The organism is Metabacillus sp. B2-18, assembly GCF_021117275.1.
Taxonomy (GTDB): Bacteria; Bacillota; Bacilli; order Bacillales; family Bacillaceae; genus Metabacillus.
Window position 1 is genome coordinate 5030440 of record NZ_CP088245.1, and the last position, 25565, is coordinate 5056004.

At 35.7% G+C, this 25565-nt stretch carries 19 protein-coding genes and 1 pseudogene; 14 read left to right on the plus strand and 6 right to left on the minus strand.

What is annotated here, in order from left to right; genetic code table 11:
* The first annotated feature begins 93 nt into the window (after nucleotides 1-93).
* The 10 genes and pseudogenes from LPC09_RS25060 (at nucleotide 94) to LPC09_RS27705 (ending at nucleotide 14156) form a co-directional block, all read left to right on the plus strand.
* Nucleotides 94-387: a Dabb family protein gene (locus LPC09_RS25060; RefSeq protein WP_098795220.1), complete on the plus strand. Its 294-nt coding sequence runs from the start codon at nucleotides 94-96 to the stop codon at nucleotides 385-387.
* A gap of 193 nt (nucleotides 388-580) precedes the next feature.
* Nucleotides 581-1714: an NADH-dependent flavin oxidoreductase gene (locus tag LPC09_RS25065; RefSeq protein ID WP_231308694.1), complete on the plus strand. Its 1134-nt coding sequence runs from the start codon at nucleotides 581-583 to the stop codon at nucleotides 1712-1714.
* Between the two features lie 357 nt (nucleotides 1715-2071).
* Complete coding sequence (locus tag LPC09_RS25070; RefSeq protein WP_231308695.1) at nucleotides 2072-2419, plus strand: hypothetical protein; 348 nt, start codon at nucleotides 2072-2074, stop codon at nucleotides 2417-2419.
* Nucleotides 2420-2435: 16 nt separating this feature from the next.
* Nucleotides 2436-3119, plus strand: a complete 684-nt coding sequence (locus LPC09_RS25075) for a response regulator transcription factor (RefSeq protein ID WP_098795222.1) — start codon at nucleotides 2436-2438, stop codon at nucleotides 3117-3119.
* A gap of 2 nt (nucleotides 3120-3121) precedes the next feature.
* Nucleotides 3122-4126, plus strand: coding sequence for a sensor histidine kinase (locus LPC09_RS25080; protein WP_098795223.1), 1005 nt, complete (start codon nucleotides 3122-3124; stop codon nucleotides 4124-4126).
* A 128-nt stretch (nucleotides 4127-4254) separates the two neighbouring features.
* The gene (locus tag LPC09_RS25085; RefSeq protein WP_098795224.1) at nucleotides 4255-5016 is read left to right on the plus strand and encodes an ABC transporter ATP-binding protein; all 762 of its coding nucleotides are present in this window, start codon (nucleotides 4255-4257) and stop codon (nucleotides 5014-5016) included.
* Nucleotides 5006-6952: an ABC transporter permease gene (locus tag LPC09_RS25090; protein ID WP_231308696.1), complete on the plus strand. Its 1947-nt coding sequence runs from the start codon at nucleotides 5006-5008 to the stop codon at nucleotides 6950-6952. Before LPC09_RS25085 ends, LPC09_RS25090 begins: the two co-directional genes overlap by 11 nt.
* 629 nt (nucleotides 6953-7581) lie before the next feature.
* Complete coding sequence (locus tag LPC09_RS25095; RefSeq protein WP_098795226.1) at nucleotides 7582-8562, plus strand: glycoside hydrolase family 43 protein; 981 nt, start codon at nucleotides 7582-7584, stop codon at nucleotides 8560-8562.
* A gap of 566 nt (nucleotides 8563-9128) precedes the next feature.
* Nucleotides 9129-10286, plus strand: a complete 1158-nt coding sequence (locus tag LPC09_RS25100) for an endo-1,4-beta-xylanase (RefSeq protein WP_098795227.1) — start codon at nucleotides 9129-9131, stop codon at nucleotides 10284-10286.
* A 358-nt stretch (nucleotides 10287-10644) separates the two neighbouring features.
* Nucleotides 10645-14156: pseudogene (locus LPC09_RS27705) on the plus strand (bifunctional 2',3'-cyclic-nucleotide 2'-phosphodiesterase/3'-nucleotidase).
* 46 nt (nucleotides 14157-14202) lie between these two features.
* Here the strand turns inward: LPC09_RS27705 and LPC09_RS25115 are convergent.
* Together LPC09_RS25115 and LPC09_RS25120 are read right to left on the minus strand one after the other, a co-directional pair.
* Nucleotides 14203-15774 carry an L-lactate permease gene (locus LPC09_RS25115; RefSeq protein ID WP_231308699.1) on the minus strand — a complete coding sequence of 524 codons (1572 nt, stop codon included), beginning with the start codon at nucleotides 15772-15774 and terminating at the stop codon, nucleotides 14203-14205.
* Between the two features lie 29 nt (nucleotides 15775-15803).
* Nucleotides 15804-16736, minus strand: a complete 933-nt coding sequence (locus LPC09_RS25120) for an L-lactate dehydrogenase (RefSeq protein WP_231308700.1) — start codon at nucleotides 16734-16736, stop codon at nucleotides 15804-15806.
* A 243-nt stretch (nucleotides 16737-16979) separates the two neighbouring features.
* On the opposite strand from LPC09_RS25120, the gene LPC09_RS25125 reads away from it, so the two are divergent.
* Nucleotides 16980-17318, plus strand: coding sequence for a DUF3895 domain-containing protein (locus tag LPC09_RS25125; protein WP_176550951.1), 339 nt, complete (start codon nucleotides 16980-16982; stop codon nucleotides 17316-17318).
* Nucleotides 17319-17412: 94 nt separating this feature from the next.
* Here the strand turns inward: LPC09_RS25125 and LPC09_RS25130 are convergent, their stop codons facing one another.
* Entirely contained in the window at nucleotides 17413-18267 is an 855-nt protein-coding gene (locus LPC09_RS25130; RefSeq protein ID WP_231308701.1) for a TolB family protein, read from the minus strand.
* Between the two features lie 208 nt (nucleotides 18268-18475).
* Between LPC09_RS25130 and LPC09_RS25135 the strand changes: the two genes are divergently transcribed.
* Nucleotides 18476-20092, plus strand: a complete 1617-nt coding sequence (locus tag LPC09_RS25135) for a multicopper oxidase family protein (protein WP_231308702.1) — start codon at nucleotides 18476-18478, stop codon at nucleotides 20090-20092.
* A gap of 51 nt (nucleotides 20093-20143) precedes the next feature.
* Here the strand turns inward: LPC09_RS25135 and LPC09_RS25140 are convergent, their stop codons facing one another.
* Nucleotides 20144-21082: a coiled-coil domain-containing protein gene (locus LPC09_RS25140; protein WP_231308703.1), complete on the minus strand. Its 939-nt coding sequence runs from the start codon at nucleotides 21080-21082 to the stop codon at nucleotides 20144-20146.
* A 351-nt stretch (nucleotides 21083-21433) separates the two neighbouring features.
* Between LPC09_RS25140 and ahpC the strand changes: the two genes are divergently transcribed.
* Complete coding sequence (gene ahpC, locus LPC09_RS25145; RefSeq protein WP_098795233.1) at nucleotides 21434-21997, plus strand: alkyl hydroperoxide reductase subunit C; 564 nt, start codon at nucleotides 21434-21436, stop codon at nucleotides 21995-21997.
* Nucleotides 21998-22009: 12 nt separating this feature from the next.
* On the plus strand, nucleotides 22010-23539 hold the full coding sequence (gene ahpF / locus LPC09_RS25150) for an alkyl hydroperoxide reductase subunit F (protein WP_098795234.1): 1530 nt from the start codon (nucleotides 22010-22012) through the stop codon (nucleotides 23537-23539).
* A 96-nt stretch (nucleotides 23540-23635) separates the two neighbouring features.
* Here the strand turns inward: ahpF and LPC09_RS25155 are convergent, their stop codons facing one another.
* Together LPC09_RS25155 and LPC09_RS25160 are read right to left on the minus strand one after the other, a co-directional pair.
* Nucleotides 23636-23992, minus strand: coding sequence for a nucleotide excision repair endonuclease (locus tag LPC09_RS25155; protein WP_231308704.1), 357 nt, complete (start codon nucleotides 23990-23992; stop codon nucleotides 23636-23638).
* A 169-nt stretch (nucleotides 23993-24161) separates the two neighbouring features.
* A protein-coding gene (locus LPC09_RS25160) for an IS3 family transposase (protein WP_231307539.1) occupies nucleotides 24162-25492 on the minus strand; the annotation gives its coding sequence in 2 pieces (ribosomal slippage) (nucleotides 24162-25120 and nucleotides 25120-25492; 1332 coding nt in all).
* Between the last annotated feature and the right edge of the window lie 73 nt (nucleotides 25493-25565).

Here is a 25565-nt window from a genome sequence, read left to right on the forward strand (position 1 = left end):
TCCAATAACACAAAATGTAAAATGAGATAGAAATTGCCGCTTAGTTAGTTGGCAAATACTATACATAAAAGTCATTGAAATGGAGAGAAACAGATGATTCAACGTACTGTACTTATTAAATTCGAAGAAACAACAACACAAGAACAATATCAAGAAATGATTAGTCGTTTTACAGCATTAAAGAACGTGTTAACTGGCATTGTTGAAATTCATGCAGGTCTTAACCTTGCTGAGAAAAGCAAAGAATATCAAATTGTTTTAATGGTTCGCTTTGAGGATCAAGCAGCCCTTGATGCTTATGCAGCTAACGAAGATCATCAAGCTGTTGCAGCATTCATTCGCGATTCTGGTAGAATTGACAGCATCGGTGTAGATATTGAAATTTAATTAAACAGAGAAAAGACATTGCAAGGAATTGTAGTGTCTTTTTATTTTTAATTTTTCTTCCCTCCTCCCCTCCTTAAAATATACTTTCAACATTTTTTCATAAACCCTAACACATTTGCTAAGCATATTTATGTACAAACAAAGATCATTTTCTTAATATAACAAGTACACTAAAACAAGGAGGAAGATACAATTGAGTAACAGCTTTTTATCTACATATACATTACCTAATGGAATAGAATTAAAAAACCGTCTCATCATGGCTCCAATGACTAACTTCTCTTCTCATCAAGATGGAACTGTAACTGAAGAAGAAGTAAATTACTATGCACGCCGTTCTAATGGAGTAAGCATGGTCATTACTGCTTGTGCCTACGTTACGCCTAATGGCAAAGGATTTCATGGTGAATTTGGTGCAGATAAAGATGAAATGATCCCAAGCTTAGAAAAGCTGGCAACAAGAATTAAAGAGCAAGGTGCTAAAGCTGTTTTGCAAATTTTTCATGGCGGAAGAATGTGTCCTCCTGAATTAGTACCTAACGGTGAAATTGTTAGTGCAAGTGATATTCCAGCTGAAAACGGTGGGGTATCAACTGAAGAACCTGAGAAGAAACCAAGAGCCTTAACGGAAGCAGAGGTTGAGGATATCATTCAAGCCTTTGGCGAAGCAACACGTCGTGCGATTAAAGCAGGCTTCGATGGAGTAGAAATTCATGGTGCTAATGGTTACTTAATTCAACAGTTTTTCTCTCCACACTCTAATAGACGTGAAGATCGATTTGGTGGTAGCCTTGAAAAGCGAATGACTTTTCCTTTAGAAGTGGTTGATACAGTGAAAAAGGTTGTTCAAGAACATGCTAAAGAACCTTTTATTGTTGGCTACCGTTTTTCACCGGAAGAACCCGAAACACCTGGTATCGCAATGGATGAAACTCTAGCTCTTGTAGATGCTTTATCAAATAAAGGCCTTGATTATCTACATGTATCATTATTTGATTTCTTCTCAACACCTAGAAGAGGTGTGGAAGATTTAACAAAAACTAGAATCTCTTATCTTCAGGAAACAATTAATGATCGTGTACCACTAATTGGTGTAGGATCTATCTACTCAGCCGAGGATGCTCGTAAAGCCTTTGAAACAGGAGTACCTCTTCTTGCATTAGGAAGAGAACTTATCATTGATCCTGATTGGGTTCAAAAGGTAACAGACGGCAAAGAGGACGAAATTGTTACAGAAATAAATAAAGATAAACAAAAGGAACTCGTTATTCCTGACCCACTATGGAACGCGATTATCAATACACCAGGTTGGTTTCCTGGCGTTTAATACTTATTATATAAAATCACTCACGAATTCTATGTTCGTGAGTGATTTTATACCTCCTTAGCTCCTGTCATAATATATGTGTACCCCCTCACTTATTACGGTATATTTTTCCAATAGGTTATTTTATAATAGTAATAAAAAGCATCTTTTGAAAGAGGAAAATACGATGAGCACAGAAAAAAAACCTCCTTTATTGGCATGGTTTGTTTTAATAGGTGGAGCATTATTCCTCATCAATGCCCTTCCTGGTTTCATTTTTTTATTTTTAATGAAATTTAATCAATCAGGTTTCTTTCATTTTTTTCACTCTTTTATCTTATCATTGCCCTTGTGATCATTCTTGGTGCAATTTGGGCGATGAAGCGTTCTTTTGATAAGATTAAAAATTTTCATGTTTTGAAAAAGGAAACGAACATGCAAGATTCCCTACTAACTACCAGTACACCTTCAGAAAAAACATCAACAACAATCTGGCCATGGCTTGTTTTAATTCCTGGTGGCTTGCTACTCGTTAGTACAGGTCCTGGTATAATCATGTTGCCAATTATGCCTTTGTTCTTAGCCGCAATGTCAACCGATTCAGGAGCCAATCCTGATTATGTACCTTTGCTCATTATCGTAATCGGATATGGACTGATGATTGGCTATATCACTTTAGTTGTTCTAGCTATTAAAAAATTAAGAAAAAGAGAGAAATTAAACTAGTAGTGTGGTGAAAATTTTGTTTAAACTTTTAGTTATTGAAGATGATATGACCCTATTTAACGAAGTAAAAGACCGATTAGCTGGCTGGTCTTATGAGGTGCATGGGATTACTGATTTTAGCAAGGTCATGGAGGAGTTCATTTCTATTAATCCAGAGCTCGTCATCATTGATATACAGCTTCCTAAATTTGATGGATTTCATTGGTGCCGAATGATTAGATCACAATCAAATGTTCCAATTATTTTTCTCTCTTCAAGAGATCACCCCACTGATATGGTGATGTCTATGCAGCTTGGTGCCGATGACTTTATTCAAAAGCCCTTTCACTTTGATGTTCTCATTGCTAAAATTCAAGCGATTCTTCGCAGAGTTTATGATTATAGCATTGAACAGCTAACAGTGAAAACATGGTGCAATGCCACAGTTGATTTTGAAAGAAATACTGTGGTCAATGATGTTGGTTCTATAGAACTGACAAAAAATGAAATGTTTATCTTAAAAATATTAATTCAACATAAAAACAAGATTGTTAGCCGGGAGAACATTATCAATCAGCTATGGGATGATAAGCGTTTTGTTAGTGATAATACATTAACTGTTAATGTAAATCGCTTGCGGAAACGGTTGGATGAGATTTCATTAGGAAGTTTTATTGAAACCAAAGTCGGACAAGGCTATATGGCCGTAGAAGAGGTATAAACATGATAAAAACATATCTTCTGGAGCGACGAAGCTGGATTGTCTTTTTTATTTTCCAAAACCTGCTTCTCCTTTTTATTGCCTATATTGACCCAAAAATTTCGCTACCATCTATAGTGTATGTAACCTTCTTAATGACCCTTATTTTACTCCTATTCCTTGCTTTTCGTTATCAAAAAGAAACAAAGTTTTATAAAGCTTTACAGGAACGGGAAAAAGATTTTGATTTAACGCGCTTAATGAAGCCTGACAGTCCGTTTGAGCAGATGATAGAAAGTAGTTTTATTGAGCAAATAGACTACTTAAAAACGATAGCCTCAAAAAATCAAGTCATGTTAGAGCAGGAAAAAGATGATTTATTATCATGGATTCATGAAGTGAAAACCCCTCTAACAGCCATGCATTTAATGGTTGAAAAAATAGAAGATGATACATTGAAATCCCAGATAACCTATGAGTGGCTTAGAATTCACTTACTTCTTGATCAGCAGCTTCATCAAAAACGATTGCTTTTTATTGAGAATGATTTGCTAATAGAAAGAACAGACTTAGAAGCTTTGTTGTTTCAGGAACTAAAAACCTTACAATCATGGTGCATTCAAAAAGGAATTGGTTTTGATATCGATCTTCAAAAAACAGAAGTATTAAGCGATACAAAATGGCTTGCTTTCATTGTAAGACAGCTTCTAACAAATGCTGTTAAGTATAGTAAAAACTCTGATATTCATATTAAAAGCTATCAACAAGATGAACATACATACTTACAAATACAAGACTTTGGTCGAGGAATAGATGTGAAAGATCTCCCTCGTATATTCGATAAAGGCTTTACCTCTACAACCAATCATGATGACCAATCAGCCACAGGAATGGGATTGTATCTCGCAAAAAAAGTAGCTAAACCCTTGTTAATTGAGATTACCATTCAATCCGAGGTGGGCGTAGGAACAACCATTATACTTACCTTTCCAAAAAGAAATGACTTTGTGAATGTAATGAGCATGTGACAACATTGTCACATGCTTTTCTATTTTGTTAGATCAATCGAGGGAAAAGCTGATTTCCCTTTTTTATAATGAAGTTAGATGAGATGAAAGCTAAAGATAAATTCGTAATGAAAGGGAGTTATTCCATAATGAATATTTTAGAAGCAACGAAAATCCATAAAAGCTTTGGCAATAAGTTTAATAAACAAGAGGTTTTAAAGGGAATAGATATCACGATTAAACAAGGTGAGTTTGTTAGTATTATGGGGGCATCCGGTTCAGGGAAAACCACGCTACTGAATGTCCTTTCCTCCATTGACCGAGTCAGCAGTGGTTCTATTATGATCCAAGGCAATGAAATGACGAAGCTTAAAGATAAACAACTTGCACAATTTCGAAAAAATCATTTGGGTTTTATTTTTCAAGATTATAATCTGTTAGATACTCTTACTGTGAAAGAAAACATCCTTCTTCCATTATCTATCACAAAAACACCTAAAAAAGAAGCTGATCAAAAGTTTCAAGACTTGGCTACTGCCTTAGGCATTTATGAACTAAAAGATAAATATCCAAATGAAATATCCGGTGGGCAAAAACAGCGAACATCTGCAGCAAGGGCGTTTATTCACCAACCGAGTATTATTTTTGCAGATGAGCCTACAGGAGCTCTTGATTCAAAATCTGCTTCAGATTTATTGCATAAGTTAAGTGAGTTAAATCAAAACCGTCAGTCTACCATTTTGATGGTCACACATGATCCAACTGCGGCAAGCTTCTGTAATCGAGTGATTTTTATAAAAGATGGACAAATTTATACTCAATTAAATAAAGGTGCGCAAGATCGACAACGCTTCTTCCAGGATATTATCAAAACTCAAGGTGTATTAGGTGGTGTAAAATATGACCACTAATCAGCTTATATTTAGAAGCTTAAAGAAAAATCTTAAGAACTATTATCTCTATGCGTTTGCTTTAATTTTTAGTGTTGCTCTTTATTTTGCATTCGTTACCTTGCAATATGATCCCTCTATGGATGAAGCAAAGGGTACAGTCAAAGGAGCAGCAGCTGTTAAAACAGCATCCATTTTACTTGTAGCGATTGTGAGTATTTTCCTTTTATATGCAAACAACATTTTTATCAAAAGACGTAGTAAAGAAATAGGATTATTTCAATTGATTGGGATGACAAAAGCTGAAATCTTTCGGATTCTAAGTACAGAAAATCTTATTCTCTACTTCGGCTCTTTATCTATAGGCATCTTTATCGGCTTTTCTTTTTCAAAGCTAATTACCATGATTTTATATAAAACAACAGCGGTTGATGAGATTGCTACCTTGCATTTTTCTTGGCAAGCTCTTGTCCAAACGATTTTGATATTTGTGGCAATCTATCTGCTAATTATCGGAATGAACTCCTTATTTATTAAGAAGCAAAGCATTCTCTCTCTTTTTCGAGTAACTTCTACAACAGAAGGAAAAGTGAAGAAAATATCAGTTATAGAAACCATAATTGGGGTTTTAGGATTAGCTCTTATTATATTAGGCTATTATGTGTCTTCTAAATTATTTGGTGGGGATTTTACAACGATTAATGTGTTATTTTTTGCGATGACCTTTATTTTAGCTTCCGTAATTATTGGAACCTACCTTTTTTATAAGAGCTCAGTCCGCTTTATTGCAAACATTATTAGAAGGAAAAAAGGTGGATATTTAAATATTAACGAGGTTTTATCTCTTTCTTCTATTATGTTTCGGATGAAATCTAATGCTCTTTTACTTACCATTATTACAACTGTTTCAGCTCTAGCAATTGGCTTGCTGTCTCTCAGTTATATTTCTTATTATTCGGCTGAAAAGCAAGCACAAAATAGTGTTCCTGATGACTTTGCTATAACAAATGTTGAAGATGCAGATACGTTTAAAGATGAATTAGAGGCTTCTAATATAGCATATAATGAAAAGAAAATGGAGGTTCTCCAAGTCAATACGAACCTATCGAATATTTTAGACGCTAAATTAGAAGGGTTAAATTACCATCCAAGTGCTATGCCAATGCCTGTTATTAGTGAGAAGGCACTTAAGGATATTGATGTTGCAGCAGATGAAACTCTTTTTACTGGCTATAATGATTTTCTGCAAAAGTTTATGAAAATGAAAAACTCCGGTCAAATTGAACTGAAGGGAAAAAATGAAGTCATTTCACAAAAGCTTATTGGAATAGAAAAACATTATCCTATTTCATGGTATTTTACCAGTGGTGGAACACCTACCGCAGTTGTTGACGAATCTACATTTGAGCGTTTAAAACAGGATCTTGAACAGGAAATACAAAGAGAATCTTCTATTTATATCGGGTTAAATATTAATGATGAAGGTAATATACAAAAAGCTAATGACCTTTTTCAAAAGCTGGGGTTTGACCAGAATGAAGCACATGATTCACAACTAGCTATGGCAAACGGTCAAAAGAGGACAATGGGGTTAGCGATGTTTATCGTCGGATTTTTAGGATTAACCTTTCTGATTACGTCAGGATGTATTCTTTACTTCAAACAAATGGATGAAGGTGAAGATGAAAAACCAAATTATACGATCTTAAGGAAGCTTGGATATACTCAAGGAGATCTACTTAATGGAATTAGAATGAAACAAATTTATAACTTCGGTATTCCATTGTTTGTTGGTTTACTTCATAGTTATTTTGCTGTTCAATCTGGATGGTTTTTATTTGGAACTGAGGTATGGACACCGATGATTATGGTAATGGTTGTTTATACTGCGTTATATTCAATATTTGGTATTTTGTCTGTTTTACATTATAAAAAAGTGATAAAAGAAGCTTTATAGTACGATGGCCCCTTACTTTTTGTTAATGGGTTCGGTTTTGAAGTGTAAAATTAGAAATACTGTACAGTAATTCGATGATAAATTAACAGATAATATGATTAAATGCTTGGAACATTGTGTCTCCAAGCATTTTTTTTGCACTATATAGTTAATTCTTCTGAAAAATAAACGGAAAAATTCCGTTTAAATTAGGAAAAACCAACATTTCTCATAAAATAAGGGGAATTTTTCCGCCTATTTGAACCAAATCTAAAGATTTGGTTATATTTATTGAAGTTAACCGTAATATATCCGCTTATATCGGCTATTTATGCACCTACTATATACCTTAAGCGGAATTCCTCCTCCTATTTATTCTTCCTATACCTTCACATCAACAATGAATATCATTAGATACTTTTCTTTCTAAACTAATTTCAACTTAAATATCCAAAACCATACCACATTCAGTACATCAATCCCAATTATGCTGTTTTAATAAAAACAAATGGTAATTTTAGTATGTGCCGTTTGCTAATTAAAGTATTTGGGTAATTAAAATAATTTCGTATTGTTTGTTTAATTAATAAACAAAGTTTGCTATAATTAATACAAACGCTTACAAATTACTAATAGATAAGGAGATTAAAATGAGTAAACTACCACAACCTAAACAACCTATCGTAGAACATATTTTTACTGCAGATCCTTCAGCACATGTATTTGAAGGCAAAATTTACATCTACCCTTCACATGACTTGGATCATAATGAACCTTCAAATGACAATGGTGATCAGTATAAAATGGAAGATTACCATGTATTATCAATGGATAACTTCGAATCTCCTTGTATTGATCATGGAGAGGTCCTTCATGTAAAGGACATTCCTTGGGCAAAGAAACAATTATGGGCACCTGATGCAGCATTCAAAAACAACACCTATTACTTATTTTTCCCGGCAAGAGATCATGATGATATTTTTAGAATTGGTGTTGCAACAAGCACAAATCCTGCTGGCCCTTTTACTGCTCAAGAGAGCTATATCCCAGGGAGTTTCAGTATAGATCCTGCAGTATTAGTAGATGATGACAACAAATCTTATATCTATTTCGGTGGTCTATGGGGAGGTCAGCTAGAAAAGTGGCAGACTGGAAAATTTAATCCAAATGGTGAAGGTCCTGCAGCATCAGAGCCAGCATTAGGTCCGATGGTAGCTGAGCTAGAGGATGATATGCTTACATTCAAATCTGAACCTCAAGAAATCTCAATTGTTGATGAAGATGGTCATCCAATCCTAGCTGGAGATGAAGAGAGAAGATTTTTCGAAGGAGCTTGGGTCCACAAATATAATGATGAGTATTATCTTTCCTATTCAACGGGAACAACTCACTGCATCGTTTATGCAACAAGCAAAAACCCACAAGGTCCATTCACGTATAAAGGAAAAATTCTTACTCCAGTAACAGGATGGACCACTCATCATTCAATTGTTCAGTTTGAAGATAAATGGTATCTATTTTATCATGATTGCTCTTTATCAGACGGAGTCGATCATAAACGCAGTGTGAAGTATGCAGAAATACACTACAATGAAGACGGCACTATTCAGACGATTGATCCTTATAAGTAAGATATTTAAGAACACTACAATGTGGTTATTGTAGTGTTCTTTTACTTTTTTATGGGAATATAAAGCTCTTACTGTAAGAGTGTTAGAGTGTTAGAATCATAGAAAATATGGCATTGGTACTAGCTATGCCTTAATTAGACCAGAAGTAAGACTTTTCCTCTCTACTTCTTTGGCTTATCACTGCCAGAATGCTCATATAGTTATTCTCAACCTCCACATTTTCAAAGTCACTCTACTTTCACTTAGAACACCTGCTTCTCTATCTCCTTTTGAAAACTCCAAACATAGGAAAATTTTCACAGATTAACTTCTTTACCTATAAAACAAATCGTTACTATTTTACTGAATTTATTAAATTGTAAAATAACTTTGTTTATTTAGTAGCCAAACAAAGTTGAAGTTGTTATAATCAAATTCAGTTAGGGCTCACCTATACATAATTAACTTCCTGCAGAAATGTAAGCCCTTACTTGTTGGTTGAAATATATACAAAGGAGGTTCGTTAGAGTTATTCAGAAGCTGTTTTAGAAAGCCTTTCAAATCTATTTTAAAAAGGAGATTAAAACATGTTAAACGTATTACGTAAACCAATTATTTCTGGATTAGCCCTAGCCTTATTATTACCTGTAGGAATGAGTACTGCTTCTGCTGCTACTACGGAAAAACCTAGTATTAGTGCCTTAACAGCACCACAGTTAGACCAAAGATATAAAGACTCCTTTACAATCGGAGCTGCTGTAGAGCCAAGTCAATTAGAAGGTAAAGATGCAGTCATGTTGAAGCGCCATTATAACAGCATCGTTGCTGAGAATGTGATGAAGCCAATTAATATTCAGCCAGAAGAAGGAAAGTTTAACTTTAAGGAAGCTGACAAGATTGTTAAATTTGCAAAAGAAAATAATATGGACCTACGCTTCCATGCCCTTATCTGGCATAGCCAAGTTCCAGAGTGGTTCTTCCTTGATAAAGATGGGAAAAAAATGGTTGATGAAAAAGATCCTGTAAAACGTATGAAAAATAAAAAGCTAGTATTAAAACGTGTTGAGAATCATGTTAAAACGATTGTTAAGCGTTATAAAGATGATGTGAAATCTTGGGATGTTGTTAATGAAGTCATTGATGATGGCGGTGGTTTACGTCAATCAGAATGGTTTAAACTCACAGGAACTGACTTTATTAAAGTAGCGTTTGAAACTGCTCATAAATACGGTGGAAAAGATGCTATGCTTTATATTAATGACTATAATACAGAAGTAGAATCAAAAAGAGATGACTTATATAATTTAGTAGTAAAACTTTTAGAGCAGGGCGTGCCAATTGATGGTGTTGGACACCAATCACATATCCAGCTTGGATGGCCTACTTTACAACAAACAGAAGATTCTATCAATCTATTTGCAGATCTTGGTTTAGATAATCAAATTACAGAACTTGATGTAAGTCTTTATGGTTGGCCACCAAAACCGGCTTATAAAACATATGGTGAAATCCCAGCTGAAGTTTTTAAAGCTCAAGCAGAACGCTATGATGCATTATTTAAATTATACGAAAAACTAGATGACAAAATTAGTAACGTTACCTTCTGGGGAATTACTGATAACCATACATGGCTAGATGATCGTGCTGAGGAGTACAATGATGGCGTAGGAAAAGATGCACCATTTGTATTTGATCCGAATTACAAAGTAAAACCAGCTTACTGGGCAATAATTGATCATAAATAAAATATTTTTAGGAAGAGAAGCTGTCTTACAACTATAAAGACAGCTTCTCTCTTCTATAACCCCGTTTATATATTTCATCCCCTTCATCGGAAATAATCCATTCATTGCCCCTATGCGTTTTGTACCATTTAGACTAAACGCGTAAATTTTTTTTTACTTAAGCTGGTGAAATTATATATTTTCGCCTATATCAATTTACTCTATCTTCTGAAAATTAAGTATTTAGATATAAGTTTACTCTATATTTCCTGTAATTTTTTCAGTATTTATTAACCATTCTTTTGAAGTATTCCACTATTATAAAATGTTCCTTGGAGACTAGTAATCTCTCAAAAAAATTAAAGGATGGATGTATCAAATGAAGTTGCAGAAAAAACTCAAAGGTCATACGATTCTCTCTAGCACCCTTGCCATTAGTCTGTTATCAACCCCGTTTATGACAAGCGTTGTAAATGCAGCCAAACCTACCACTTCTAAGGTTCAATCACAAGTAGAGCTTCGAATTATGGAAACAACAGACATTCATACGAACCTGCTCAACTTCGATTACTACAAAAATGCTGAAGCCCCTAAACTAGGACTAGCTAAAACAGCAACTCTTGTTAAGCAAGCAAGAAAAGAAGTAGATAACTCTGTCCTCGTAGACAACGGTGACCTTATCCAAGGAACCCCTCTTGGCACCTACAAAGCAAAGATTGATCCACTAGAGGACGGCGAGGTACATCCAGCAATTGAAGCAATGAATATAATGGATTATGACATGGCTACACTTGGAAACCATGAGTTCAACTATGGTCTAGACTACCTAGATGAAGTGTATGATGATGCTGAATTTCCTTTTGTAAATGCAAATGTTTATATTGATGATCATGATGATAATCCTTCAAATGATATTAATAAATATAGCCCTTATAAAATTGTTAATAAAAAAGTAAAAGATGAAGATGGAAAAACAAAGGTTATCAAAGTTGGATATATTGGTTTTACTCCCCCACAAATCAACGAGTGGGACAAAGCTCATCTAGATGGTAAAGTCATCACAAAAAATATCATCGAAAGTGCTAAAAAATATGTACCTCAAATGAAGAAAAAAGGTGCAGATGTTGTGATCGCTTTAGCTCACTCTGGTTTTAGTTCAAATGAAGAGAATACAGAAGATGCGGTTTATGCTTTAAGTAAAGTAGATGGAATTGATGCTATTACATTCTCACATACTCATAAAACATTTCCTGCTAAGGATGTTGGCAGCTTAGATGCCCTTTTCAAAGGTGCTGATGGACAACCATTACCTGGAGTAGATAATAATAAAGGCACAATTAATGGTGTTGCTGCTGTTCAAGCAGGATATGGCGGTGGTGCACTTGGAATTATCGACCTTACTCTTCAAAAGATTAAAGGAAAATGGGAGGTTTCTAACTCTCAATCTTCTACTAGATCAATAGAAACAGTTCAACCAGATCAAGAAATTGTCAAGGCTGTCAAGGCTGCACATGAAGACACAATTGACTATGTAAATACACCAATCGGAACAACAACTGATGATATTTACAGCTATTTTGCTCTTGTTCAAGATGATCCTTCTGTTCAAGTCGTAACAAATGCGCAAAAATGGTATGTAGAAAACTACATCTCATTGAACAAGCCTGAATTAAAAGATCTTCCAATTTTATCTGTTGGAGCACCTTTCAAAGCAGGACGTAATGGTGTTGAAGAATATACAGAAATCAAACAAGGTGATTTAACAATCCGCAGTGCGGGTGATTTGTATCTTTATGACAACACATTAAAAGCTGTAAAAGTAACAGGTTCCGTCGTGAAGGAATGGATTGAAATGTCAGCTGGTAAGTTCAATACAATTGACACTTCTAAAACCGAAGCACAAGAATTATTAAATCCTTCTTTCCCAGTGTATAACTTTGATGTGATTGACGGAGTTGAGTATCAAATTGATGTTACAAAGCCTGCTAAATATGACACAAAAGGAAATGTTATTAACCCTGAGTCTAGTCGTGTTGTGAACTTAGAATACAACGGAGAGCCAATTGATCCAGAACAAGAATTTGTTGTTGTTACAAACAATTATCGTGCTGGTGGCGGTGGGAATTTCCCTGGTCTCAAAGGTAGCGAGTTAGTGGTTGATTCTGCTGATGAAAATCGCCAAATTTTAATGGATTATATTTCTGAAGTAAAAGAAGTTACACCAACTGCTGATAATAACTGGTCAATTGCACCAATCTCAGGTGATGTGAATGTTACATTTACGACCTCACCGAAGGCAGAGCAGTACATTACGGAAGCAAGTCCATTCTCTTATACAGGGAAAACGGATGCTAATGGATTTGGAATTTTCACTATTAACTTAAACCAAAACCAAGGAGTAAAAGTTCAGCTTTTAGGATTAAATGACTTACATGGACAATTAGATACGCTACAAAAGTAGGGACTTCTTTGGCTGGTCAAATGGAATATACAGCTGCTGCTCTAAAAGCAGAAGAAGCAACAAATCCAAACACTTTACTTCTTCATTCTGGTGACATGATTGGTGGAAGCCCACTCATTTCAGCTCTTTTTCAAGATGAACCAACAATTGAAGTTCTAGAAGAAATCGGATTTGATGCTGGAACTTTAGGAAACCATGAGTTTGATGAGGGTATTGATGAGTTAAAACGGATGATGAATGGCGGCAATCACCCAAATGGCACTCCAGACTATGATGGAATGAACTTTCCACTTGTAGCAGCTAATGCTTATGACACAAGAGATAGAAAGCTAATTACTGATCCTTACACAGTATTAGAAACTGGTGGTCAAAAGATTGGTGTCATTGGGGTTGTCACTCAAGAAACACCTTCAATGATCGTGACAAAAGGAAATGAAACTTTACAAATTACAGATGAAGCAGAAGCAATTAATAAATATACTGCAGAATTAAAAGAAAAAGGTATTGAATCAATTGTTGTTTTAGCTCACAATCCTGCTACACAAACTGGTTATACCGATTCCTTTGATGCTAGCAGAATAGCAGAACAAATTGATGATGAAGTAGATGTTATCTTTGCTGCTCATAACCATGTGAAGGTTAATAGAGTTGTAGATAATAAGTTAATTGTACAAGCTTATTCTTATGGTTCTGCTTTCTCAGATGTTGAACTTACTATCGATCCTTTAACAGGAGATGTTACAAGTAAATCAGCAGAAATTAAAACAGTTTTCCAGGATAAATATACTCCAGATGCTGCAGTAACAGCTATCATGGAAAAGTATGCAGCAAAGGTTGCCCCAATCAAAGCACAGGTTGTAGGTGAATCAGTATCTACCCTTGAAAAAGGCTACCCTACTGTAACAAATGAGTTCGGTGACAATGGACTTGGTAACCTCATTGCTGATAGCATGAAGGATGCAATGGACGCTGATTTTGCCCTTATGAACGGTGGCGGAGTTCGTTCACCACTTGAAGCTGATGAAATCACATATGGTGATTTATTCGCAGTTCAACCATTTGGTAATGTATTAAATAAAGCTACCCTCAGTGGTGCAGATTTAAGAGTTATTTTAGATGAACAAATTACTGACAGAGGTCTTGATTACCATATTTCAGGCTTTAAATACACTTACACATATGATGATGCTGCTAAAACGGGAAAAGTCCAGGATATTCTTTTGCCTGATGGAACTCCGGTTGATCCAGCAACAGAATATACAGTCGTTGTGAACAACTATATGTATGAAAACATTAAAACTAGCTTTGGAAAACTTTCTTCAAGCATGGAAGTCGGCCCAGTAGATCTTGATGCTACAGTTGAGTACGTTAAGAGTTTACCTTCTCCGATTGACTATAAATCTGAAGGAAGAATTACAAGAGTGAACTAAACTGAAAAGGAGGCGACCTAATTTGTGTCAGCCTCCTTTTATTTTTCTAAAAAATCAATGCAAGAACAAACGTCCAAAGGCACACAAACCCTAGTAACCCAAAGCTATATTTCAATGTCATTTTCGTTAGTTCCGCCTCTTTACCTGTTTCACCTACTGCTGCTGTTGCAATGGCAATAGATTGTGGAGAAACAAGCTTTGCCATTACTCCCCCGGCAGTATTTGCAGATACTAGTAAAGATGGATTTGTTCCAATGATGTTACCTGCTGTTGCTTGAATTGGTGCGAATAATGTATTGTTATTCACCACAGATCCTGTCATGAATACACCAATCCAACCTAATATTGGAGCTAACAATGGGAACACATCCCCTGTTGTGGCTACTGCTTGCCCTAACGCAATTGTTAATCCTCCGTATGTCATTAGCTTCGCAATACCAATAATCGCAGAAATCATAATGATTGGAATTCTAAATTCTAAAATCGTCTTTTTCAACAGTTTAAAGCTATCCATAAACTGAATTTGTTTAGTAGAAGCGACTGTTGTTAATCCTGCTAAAAGAATCGCCGTTCCTGTTGCACCTATTAAATCGATACCTACCCCTATTGAAGACCCAGGAATTATGAATTTCACTGCTGTTCCTGCAAGAAAGCCATCTTCTGCAAATAGCCCTTTAAAAACTGGTAAACTCCAAATAAGTACAAAGATGGTTAGCAAATAAAATGGAGACCAAGCTTTGATTACTTCACTCATAGAATGTTTTTCAACTTCACATTTTTTCCCATTAAGTAAGAATATTTCTTTTGGTTGCCATTTTTTAAGAAATAGCGCCAGTGTACCCATTGCTAATAAAGATGGAATAATATCGGCTAACTCTGGTCCAATCGTTACTGTAATAATTGCCTGTGTTACTGTATAAGTAGCAGATGTGACTAAAATGGCTGGTAGTATTTCTTTAATACCTTTAAAACCATCCAGTAACCAAACTAGCAGGAACGGAATTGTAAAGTTGATAATTGGTAATGTTAAGGCAGTCATCGTTGAAACATCCATTGATGTAACTCCCTCTAGATGAAACGTATCAATGATGCCTACTGGTATCCCGATTGCCCCAAAAGCTCCTGATGCACCATTTGCAATCAAGCATAGCATCGCTGCCTGCAATGGTTTAAATCCTAATGAAACTAAAAGTACAGCACAGATTGCAATTGGTACACCAAAGCCTGCCGCTCCTTCGAGAAATGCGTTGAAGCAAAAGCCAATTAATAATAGATGAATCCGTTGGTCTTGAGAAATGCCTACTATACTTCCTCGTAATATATCAAACTTCCCTGATTCTACTGCTATTTTATATAGCCATACTGCCATCACAATGATGTAACCAATCGGCCATAATCCTACTATTGCCCCTTGAATGACACTTCCGATTGCTTCCCCTAAAGGAAGCTTAAAGATTACTAATACAATTAAAAAGGTTACAACTAAGTTTAATAGAGCTGCATGTATTCCCTTCATTTTGAATACTGTCAAACATAATAGAAATAATATGATTGGTATGGCTGCAACTAATGCTGATATGGCGAGATGCTGAAATGGGTCAAACGTTTCAACTAACATGATGATTTCTCCTCTGTGTGGTTTCTAAACTAACCCCAAATAGTAGCTTGAATATCTTTTAGTGTTTGTACTGACTTTGTCAATTTTTCCTGTTCTTGATCATTTAAAGAAAGCTCAACAACTTTCTTTATACCTGTGCGATTGATAACAGATGGTACCCCGATATAAACATCACTGTGTCCATTTTCCCCTTCAAGATAAGCCCCAACTGGTAAAACCACATTCTCGTTCTTTAAAATTGCTCTTGTAATTCTCGCTAATCCCATTGCAATTCCGTAATATGTTGCCCCTTTAGATTCAATGATTTTATAGGCTGCATCACGAACTTGAACGGCAATTTCCTGCTTTCGTTCCTCTGTTAATTTCGGTGCAACCTGTGTACCAGAGATATTTGCAGAGCTCCATACAGGTAACTGAGAATCACCATGTTCACCGATAATATAGCCATGTACACTTGTTGGTGCTGTATCGAATTCTTCTCCTAGTAAATAGCGAAATCTAGCAGAGTCTAACACTGTTCCAGATCCGATTACTCTTTCTTTTGGCAATCCAGAAAATTTCCATGTTGCGTAGGCTAAAATATCAACCGGATTTGTTGCCACTAAGAAAATTCCGTTAAATCCTGATTTCATAATTTGATTTACAATAGATTCAAAGATTTTCACATTTTTACTTACTAGATCTAATCTTGTTTCCCCTGGTTTCTGTGCTGCACCGGCACAAATAACAACAAGTGCTGCATCCTTGCAATCTTCATAAGTACCAAATTTGATGCTCATAGAATTTGGTGCATAAACAATTCCATGATCTAAGTCCATTACGTCACCTTTCGCTTTTTCCTCATTTAAATCTACAAGCACTAAATCATCACTGATTCCTTGATTCATTAACGCATAAGCATAACTTGATCCAACCGCTCCAGTACCAACTAATACAACTTTATTTCCAAGTGTTAAATTCATTTTGTATTCCTCCAATTTATCGTTTTATATTGTGAAGTTTTTCACAAGAGATTATATATTGTTGTGTTGATCATCAACTTGAGATCATTGTAACATCGTAATTTTATAAAGAATGTGAGAAAGATCACATAAGGTATTAAAAAAATTGATCCTAAAATAAACTAGGATACTAATTTGTAGTAGAATGAAATGTAATCCTATTATTTACTTCCCTTAAAAATGCTCAAAAGAGGTGGTCATGATTTGACGATTCAATCAGCTCATTCTTATATAAATCAGTATTTAAAAGAAAACACCATTATATCTGCAAAAGATTTATGCCAACATCTTATTACAAATCATGGTTTTTCAAGTGATGCCTATTCTACAGGTAGACCTAAATTATATGTGGATGTTGTGAAGTATCTTGAAAACTTACAAAAAAATGGGCATCTAGATGCTCTTGAAAAAAACCAAGAGAATTGTAAATACAAGGTCTTAACTGTAGAGATTCCAGATGATTCTCATAAAGAAAGTGATAAGATCGAGGAAAATGACAATAAAAATGATGATTATGAAGATCTGCAAATGACTTTATTTTAAAAAGTGAAGATATGAAATTTAACACTACTTATAATTGATTTATAAAAAAGCAGTAATTTCCCTACAAATGGATAACTACTGCTTTTTTTATGCTTTAATTTAGTTCGTATCTGACAAATGCCACCTGCTTACTGTCTGGAGACCATGAATTTACATTGATCGTACCCTGACCACCAAACAGCTTGATTAACAAACTTGACTCTCCACCTGTACTGGACATGATTCTTAATTCAACATCCTTATTAGGAGGATGGTCCCCAGGTTCCACCTCTCCTTTTTTATAAGCAAGATAAACTACCTTCTCTCCATCAGGAGAAACATGTGGAAACCAATTATTGCTTTCTTCAAATGTTATTCTCGTTTGTTCACTACCATCTGCATTCATACGCCAAATTTGCATCAAACCGGACCGAGTGGAATTAAACCAAATATGCTTTCCATCTGGTGAGTATTCAGGGCCATCATCTAAGCCCGGAAGATCTGTTAGCTGTTTTTCCTCTCCGCCATATGCTGGGATCGTATAAATGTCGTACTGGCCATTTCTTTCTGCACAATAAGCTAATGTCTTTCCATCAGGTGACCAGCCATGAAGATAAGATGGAGCCATTGGCGTTACGAGAGTTGGAATGCCGCCTTTTGCAGGAAGGATGTATATGCGTGATTGATGATCCAGGGCAGTGTGGTGACTGATAGCAATCTGAGATTCATCAGGAGATAAAACATGATCGTTGTTACAGGAGGTTGCAAAGCCTGTTTCTATGAGGCTATTTTCATAGGTATTTAAATCAAAGGAGTAAAGATGACCATCACTGTTATAAATAAGCTTTCCATCACGGGTCCAATTTGGTGCTTCGATTACCTTATGAAAGGACGCTAGTGTCTTCCTTTCACCAGTTTCAATATTGATTATTTCCAGGAAGCTTTTTATTTTTTCTTTTATAGATTTCATGTAAAAATCCCCTTCCATATCTCCTAAGATTTAGATCAAGTTTATCAAAAATCTAGCTATACTCCATTAATAATATGCTAAATTAACATGTATTTTCCTCTTATTTAACAAATAAAGGAACAAAACTCCACTCCTATCAGATTCATAACTTTTTATCTTGAATAGGATAAAAAATATAAAACTATGTTTATAGAAAGGAAGAAGATACTTGGATAAAAAAATAAATCCCGCAGACCCAACTACGATTCCAAAGTTTGTAGATGAATTATCTAAACCACCTGCAGCTAAACCAAAGTACAATACCTGTTATCCTAGAAACTCTTATTTTGAATTAGAAATGAAGGAGGGAAAACAGCGATTTCACCGAGATTTTCCACTCACAACGATATGGGGATATAATGGAATCTCTCCGGGACCAACCCTATATGCAGAAAAGGATAAAACCACATATGTAAAATATATTAATGACCTTCCTTGCAAACACTTTCTACCAATTGATTATACCCTCCATAGTGCGAGTGATTCCCCGGAGGTCCGATCGGTTGTGCATGTTCATGGGGCGCATGTAGATTGGAAGAGTGATGGACATCCCGAAGCATGGTATACAAAAAACTATGAATTTACAGGACCAAAATTCACTCAAAAAGTTCATGAATATACAAACCATCAAGCTGGAGCAACTCTATGGTACCATGACCATAGCATGGCTTTAACAAGATTAAATGTATATGCCGGACTAGCCGGCTTTTACTTGCTTCGTGATTCACTTGAAGAAAGATTACAACTCCCCTGTGGTGAGTACGAGATTCCTCTAATGATTCAAGATAAATCGTTTAATGAAGATGGATCCCTGTTCTATCCTGATTCACCACCATTTCCTGTGCCAGTTCATCCTTCTATTACCCCAGGATTTACCGGCAATACGATTGTGGTTAACGGAAAAGTATGGCCTTATTTAAGAGTTGAGCCAAGGAAATACCGCTTCCGCATCGTAAATGCCTCTAATAGAAGAGGTTATATATTAAGTCTTTCTAATGATCATACAATGGTTCAAATCGGTACAGATGGTGGTCTACTAACTCAACCAATTCATTTAAACTCAATTGAACTACTACCTGCAGAACGAACCGATATCATCATTGACTTTTCAACACTTCAGGGACAGGAAATCACAGTCATGAACTCTGATACAGAGTTTCCTGGCGAACATACAAATATGATTATGCAATTCAGAGTAGACCTACCGCTTAAAGGGGAAGATACTATTCAAATTCCAGATCAACTTGCCCCGCAAATGGACATTCATGAACATCATGCTCATACCGTTAGAGATCTCCCATTAAGTGCTTCAACAGATTCTTATGGACGACCGATGCTGCTCTTAAATAATCGAATGTATCATGATCCTGCTACAGAAAAGCCATCATTAGATAGCATTGAAATATGGAACTTTATAAATGTTACACCTTTTCTGCATCCTATGCATGTGCATTTAATCCAATTTAAAATATTGGACCGTAGACCTTTTAACGTGGAAAAATATCAAAATGAAGGTATCCTTGAATACACAGGAGAACCAATTGAACCCCGTGAATTTGAAAGAGGTTGGAAAGATACCGTAAAAGCTGATCCTGAAATGGTTACTAGAATTATCATGCACTGGAAAGGACATACAGGTCATTACATTTGGCATTGTCATTTCCTTGAACATGAAGATCATGACATGATGAGACCAATTCGTGTAATCGATGATGCTCATCCTGTTCAACAACCACACGCTGATATTCCGCATGATCATAAAGGCTCGGAGGAAAATGAAAACTAGTAACTTAAGCAATGATAAAAAGGAGAACACTCGTTGTTCTCCTTTTCATTTCTATACCTCCTCAACAATTTGCCTTCTTTCCTCTTTAATTGAAGTTAACTCACTTTCAATTTCTTCAACTTGAATGTTCAGCTTTAGTAAAATATCATTTACCTTTTCATACTGCTCCCTTGTTTCATCCAAAGCATCACTAATTCTTCCCTGCACCATAAAATCTACGATGAATCCATCGAAAAAGAAGTCAGCAAACATCAATAAACTTGAAATATCAACTTCGAGCTTTGCTTCCTCCTGTACATCTAATAATTCTTTTTGAAACTTCCGCATATGTGTTTGAGCATCGTGAAGATAGTCTTCTGCATCATTAATATGCTGGTGTTTCACAAATCCTGAAATTGTTCCACCACCCAGCATATCTGCTGTTCCCCAATTACTAGCTTTTTCAAGGGAATTTTCTGCATCCAGTAGAGATTCCTTCACAAGTTCACCAGCAGTAATCGCTTCTTTTAATTCATCAATATAAGCTCTAAGATTTCCTTCCTTTTCACTCAGTTCCAAAACCCTATCAGCATGTGTTGAATCACCGCTCTTTATTAAAGCTTCTTTTTGTAATAAAAGTTTCTGATAATCATCCTCCACATTTGATAGAGGATGTAGCTTATTCCTTAATTCATTGATTGATTCATCAATATCCAATTTAATTTTTAATACTTCATCTAGTCTATGTTTTGTAGCTAGTAGCTCCTTGTTTTCCTTTGAAAGCTTCTCATCCTTTGTACCAGATAATGTTGCGAATAAGTTTGTTAAACTCATTCGTTCTAGCTTATTAACATCCTCTTGGTCAGATTTAAATTGATCGTTTAATTGAGAGATTTTCCTTTCAACTACTTCTAGTTCATTTTGAAAATCCTCAATCTGGACTTTATATTTTTGTTTTTTCCTAAGATCACCTTTGATCTTGATTAATTGTTCATTTATATCTGAGAACATGTTCATTCCCCCATTTTCTCTATCTCTATTTCATACGTAAAAAATGGAAAAAAGTTTCAATAGAATATCGATTAGTATCAATTGTTACATTCAAATGAGAAAAGGTGATTATACTTTGTTCTAATAATGGAGATAATGGTTAATGGCTAGCTACAGCATGTTTTTACAACTAGTTAAAATTTAGGTGAATTAATATACTATTAATTTATAAATACACTTTTAAATAATTTATCATTCTGTTACCCTTGACGTATAATGAATTTTATTTGATAATTTATTTAAAATTAGAGAGATTATAGATAGTATATTTTTATGTTATCTATCATCTCAAATACATAGGAGGAAAATAATATGTCATTAATTGGTACTGAAGTAAAACCTTTCGCAGCAAAAGCATTCAAAGATGGTGAGTTCATCGATGTAACAAACGAAGATTTAAAAGGTCAATGGAGCATCTTCTGCTTCTACCCAGCAGATTTCACATTCGTATGCCCAACTGAGCTTGAAGATTTACAAAACGAATATGATAATTTAAAAGCACTTGGTGTTGAAGTATACTCTGTATCTACTGATACTCACTTCACTCACAAAGGCTGGCATGATAGCTCAGAAAAAATCGGTAAAATCAAATATGCGATGATTGGTGATCCATCTCAAGTAATCACTCGTGGATTCGAAGTATTAGATGAAAAAGAAGGTCTTGCTGATCGCGGCACATTCATCATTGATCCAGATGGTGTCATCCAAACTGTTGAAATCAATGCAGGTGGAATTGGTCGTGACGCAAGCACTTTAATTAACAAAGTAAAAGCAGCACAATATGTTCGTAATAACCCAGGCGAAGTTTGCCCAGCAAAATGGCAAGAAGGTTCCGAAACACTTAAGCCAAGCCTTGATCTTGTTGGAAAGCTGTAAGGAGTGCAATAAATGGTACTTGATGCAGAAATTAAAGCACAGTTAGAACAATATCTTCAACTACTTGAAAGTGATATTGTTCTAAAGTTTAGTGCTGGTGATGACAAGGTTTCAAGTGACATGATGGAGCTAGTGAATGAGCTAGCTTCCATGTCATCTAAAATTACTGTTGAAAAAGCTGACTTACCAAGAACGCCAAGCTTTAGCGTGAATCGTGTTGGTGAAGAAACTGGTGTTACATTTGCTGGTATTCCTCTAGGACATGAATTCACTTCTTTAGTGTTGGCTCTTTTACAGGTTAGTGGAAGAGCGCCTAAGGTTGATCAGAGTGTGATTGACCAAATTAAAAGCATTACTGGTGAACACCACTTTGAAACATACGTTAGTCTAAGCTGTCACAACTGTCCTGATGTTGTACAAGCCCTAAATATCATGAGTGTTTTAAATCCTAATATCACTCACACAATGATTGACGGTGCAGTATACAAGGAAGAAGTTGAGCGTAAAAACGTTATGGCTGTTCCTGCTGTTTACCTAAACGCAGAATTCTTAAGCGGTGGTCGTATGACGATTGAAGAGATTCTTGCGAAGATCGGTACAGGCCCTGATGCTTCCGAGTTTGAGAACAAAGAACCTTACGATGTTTTAGTTGTTGGAGGCGGTCCTGCAGGCTCAAGCGCGGCAATCTATGCAGCTCGTAAAGGGATTCGCACAGGTATCGTTGCTGAACGCTTCGGTGGTCAGGTTCTTGATACAATGAGCATCGAGAACTTTATCAGTGTAAAAAGCACAGAAGGTCCTAAGCTTGCTGCAAGCCTTGAAGAGCATGTTAAAGAGTACGGTGTTGATATTATGAATCTTCAACGTGCTAAAAGCATTGAAAAGAAAGACCTTTTCGAGCTTGAGCTTGAAAATGGCGCTGTTCTAAAAAGTAAAAGTGTTATTGTGTCAACAGGTGCTCGCTGGCGTAATGTAGGTGTTCCTGGTGAACAAGAGTTCAAAAACAAAGGTGTAGCATATTGCCCTCACTGTGATGGTCCATTGTTTGAAGGAAAACATGTGGCTGTTATCGGCGGTGGTAACTCAGGTATTGAGGCAGCAATTGACTTAGCAGGTATTGTTCAGCATGTTACCGTACTAGAGTTTAATCCAGAGCTAAAGGCTGATGAAGTGTTACAAAATCGCCTATATAGCCTTCCAAACGTAACAGTACTGAAAAACGTTCAAACAAAAGAAATCACTGGTACAGATAGTGTTAATGGTATTACATATATTGAACGTGATACCAACGAAGAAAAGCACGTTGAATTACAGGGTGTGTTCGTTCAAATCGGTCTTGTTCCAAACACGGACTGGTTAGAAGGAGTCGTTGAGCGCAATCGTATGGGTGAGATTATCGTTAATAAGCACGGAGAAACAACCGTTCCTGGATTGTTTGCTGCTGGGGACTGCACAGATAGTGCGTATAATCAAATTATTATCTCAATGGGATCTGGAGCTACTGCAGCTTTAGGCGCATTTGATTATTTGATTAGAAATTAATTCAAATCGACTTGCATCATATGAATGATGCAAGTCGATTTTTTAGTTTCCATAAAAAACCCTCTCTAACTACAATGGAAGAGAGGGTTTTTGTTATTAACGATAAAAAACTTTATCTACGTTGTACTTTGCCTTAAGTTCATTAATAATATAGGTTTCGTATATTTCTCTATGGACTGGGTCTTCCACCAAACAAACACTAATCTTAGTTACTTCATCTCTATGTAATTTAATAGGAGAGACATTATCTTCGAAATGTTTTTTTATCCTTTGTCTTAGCTTCCTAGCCTTTCCAACAAACAATAATTCTTTTTTATCATTGTAAAACATAAAAATCCCACCTTTACCTCTAGTGATAAGGTGAAAATCAGTAAATCCGTAAATATTACTTAACTCCGGATTCTGCTGTTTGGTAATTGTAACATCGGGTGTTGGAATCGATATTTTGATCACTTACATGACCTCCTTTTCTATATCCTTAAATCCTACCATTAGTTTAACACCATTATTCATTAATTATTAAATCAGATTATTTTACGTTTTCAAAACTAATTAAGTTAATAAAAAAAGACTGCCTTATTTAAAATGTACCCTTTGTAAAGGACAGTTTTAAAAAAAGGCATTAAGCAGCCTGAAGAAGATGATCTCTGTATTTTACAGGGGTCATCTTTTTTAGGTTCCATTGATATCTATGATGGTTATAGTAAGTGATGTATTTGTCTATTTCGCGTTTTAGTTCGTCCAAAGTTTTACATGGCTTAATATTTGCTTCGTCTTTAAGGTGGCCAAAGAATGATTCTATTGGTGCGTTATCCCAACAGTTTCCCCGTCTAGACATAGATTGCCGTAATCCCATTTTCTTCACAAGCTTTTGGAATCCTGGATGGGTGTAGTGAGTTCCTTGATCTGAATGAATGAGAGCGTCTTTAGCTTTCTTATAGTTTCGGTTCTTCTTTAACTTGTGCAAGGTGTTTGTAGCTAACTCCATGGTGATACGATCCGATAGATGATAAGCTAGAATTTCACCTGTTGATCCATCTTTAATTACTGATAAATAAGCTCTTTGGCCATTATGGTAATGCATATAAGTGATGTCAGTAAGAAGTACGTTATATGGAATCCCTTGCTTAAATTGGCGGTTTAATATGTTTGGCACAACGCGATGTTCTTGGGTTGCCTTCATCATTCTTTTATATGGGTTAGCTTTTCTAATAGGACAGAAAATATTGTATTTCTTCATAATTCTGCGAACACGTTTCAAATTAAAGACACACTGAAATTGACCCGCCAATGTCATCTTAATTTGGCGTGCCCCTTTCTTTCGACCTTTAAAGTGGAAGGCTTTTAAAATTAATGCTTTAGCTTCTTCATCCCTCACTTCCTGACGTTTCCTTTGTTCTTCGGACTTAGCTGAGAAATAATTATAGTAACCACTTCGTGACACCCCGGCAACGTCACAAAGGAATTTCACCATGTGTTTTAGGTTGTATTTTTCAATAACCTCACGAATAAGAATGTACCTCTGACTAGAAGGAAGCCTTACTTCTTCAGCCCCCTTTCTAACATACGAATCTTTTTTAGGAGTTCATTTTCTGCCTTTACAAGATTCATCTTAGCTTCTAATCTTGCATACTTCTCCTCAAGGGACAGTTCTTTTACTCGCGGTCTTCCAGAATTATTTTTCCTAGTGTCTTTAAGCCCCAACAAGCCTTCAGTTTTATAAGTGTTTCTCCAACGCTCTGAAGAAGATTTAATTCTTTGCATGCCAATAATTTCAACATCAAATCCAGCTTCTTCAAAGATTTGTCTTGAAAGCTTCCCCTTACTGAATTCAGATACAAAATGTTGTTTAAACTCATCCGAGTAAGTAATTCCCTTTGAACTGACCGATTTCACATATGGGTTTTTAGATAATAGTTTGATTTCTTTTTCTGTAAATAGCTTTTTACTCATGATTCTCCGTCTCCAAGTTATGTCTGTAGTTGTGATGCTTACATTATACAAAAAAGCACCCTATAGAGAGAGC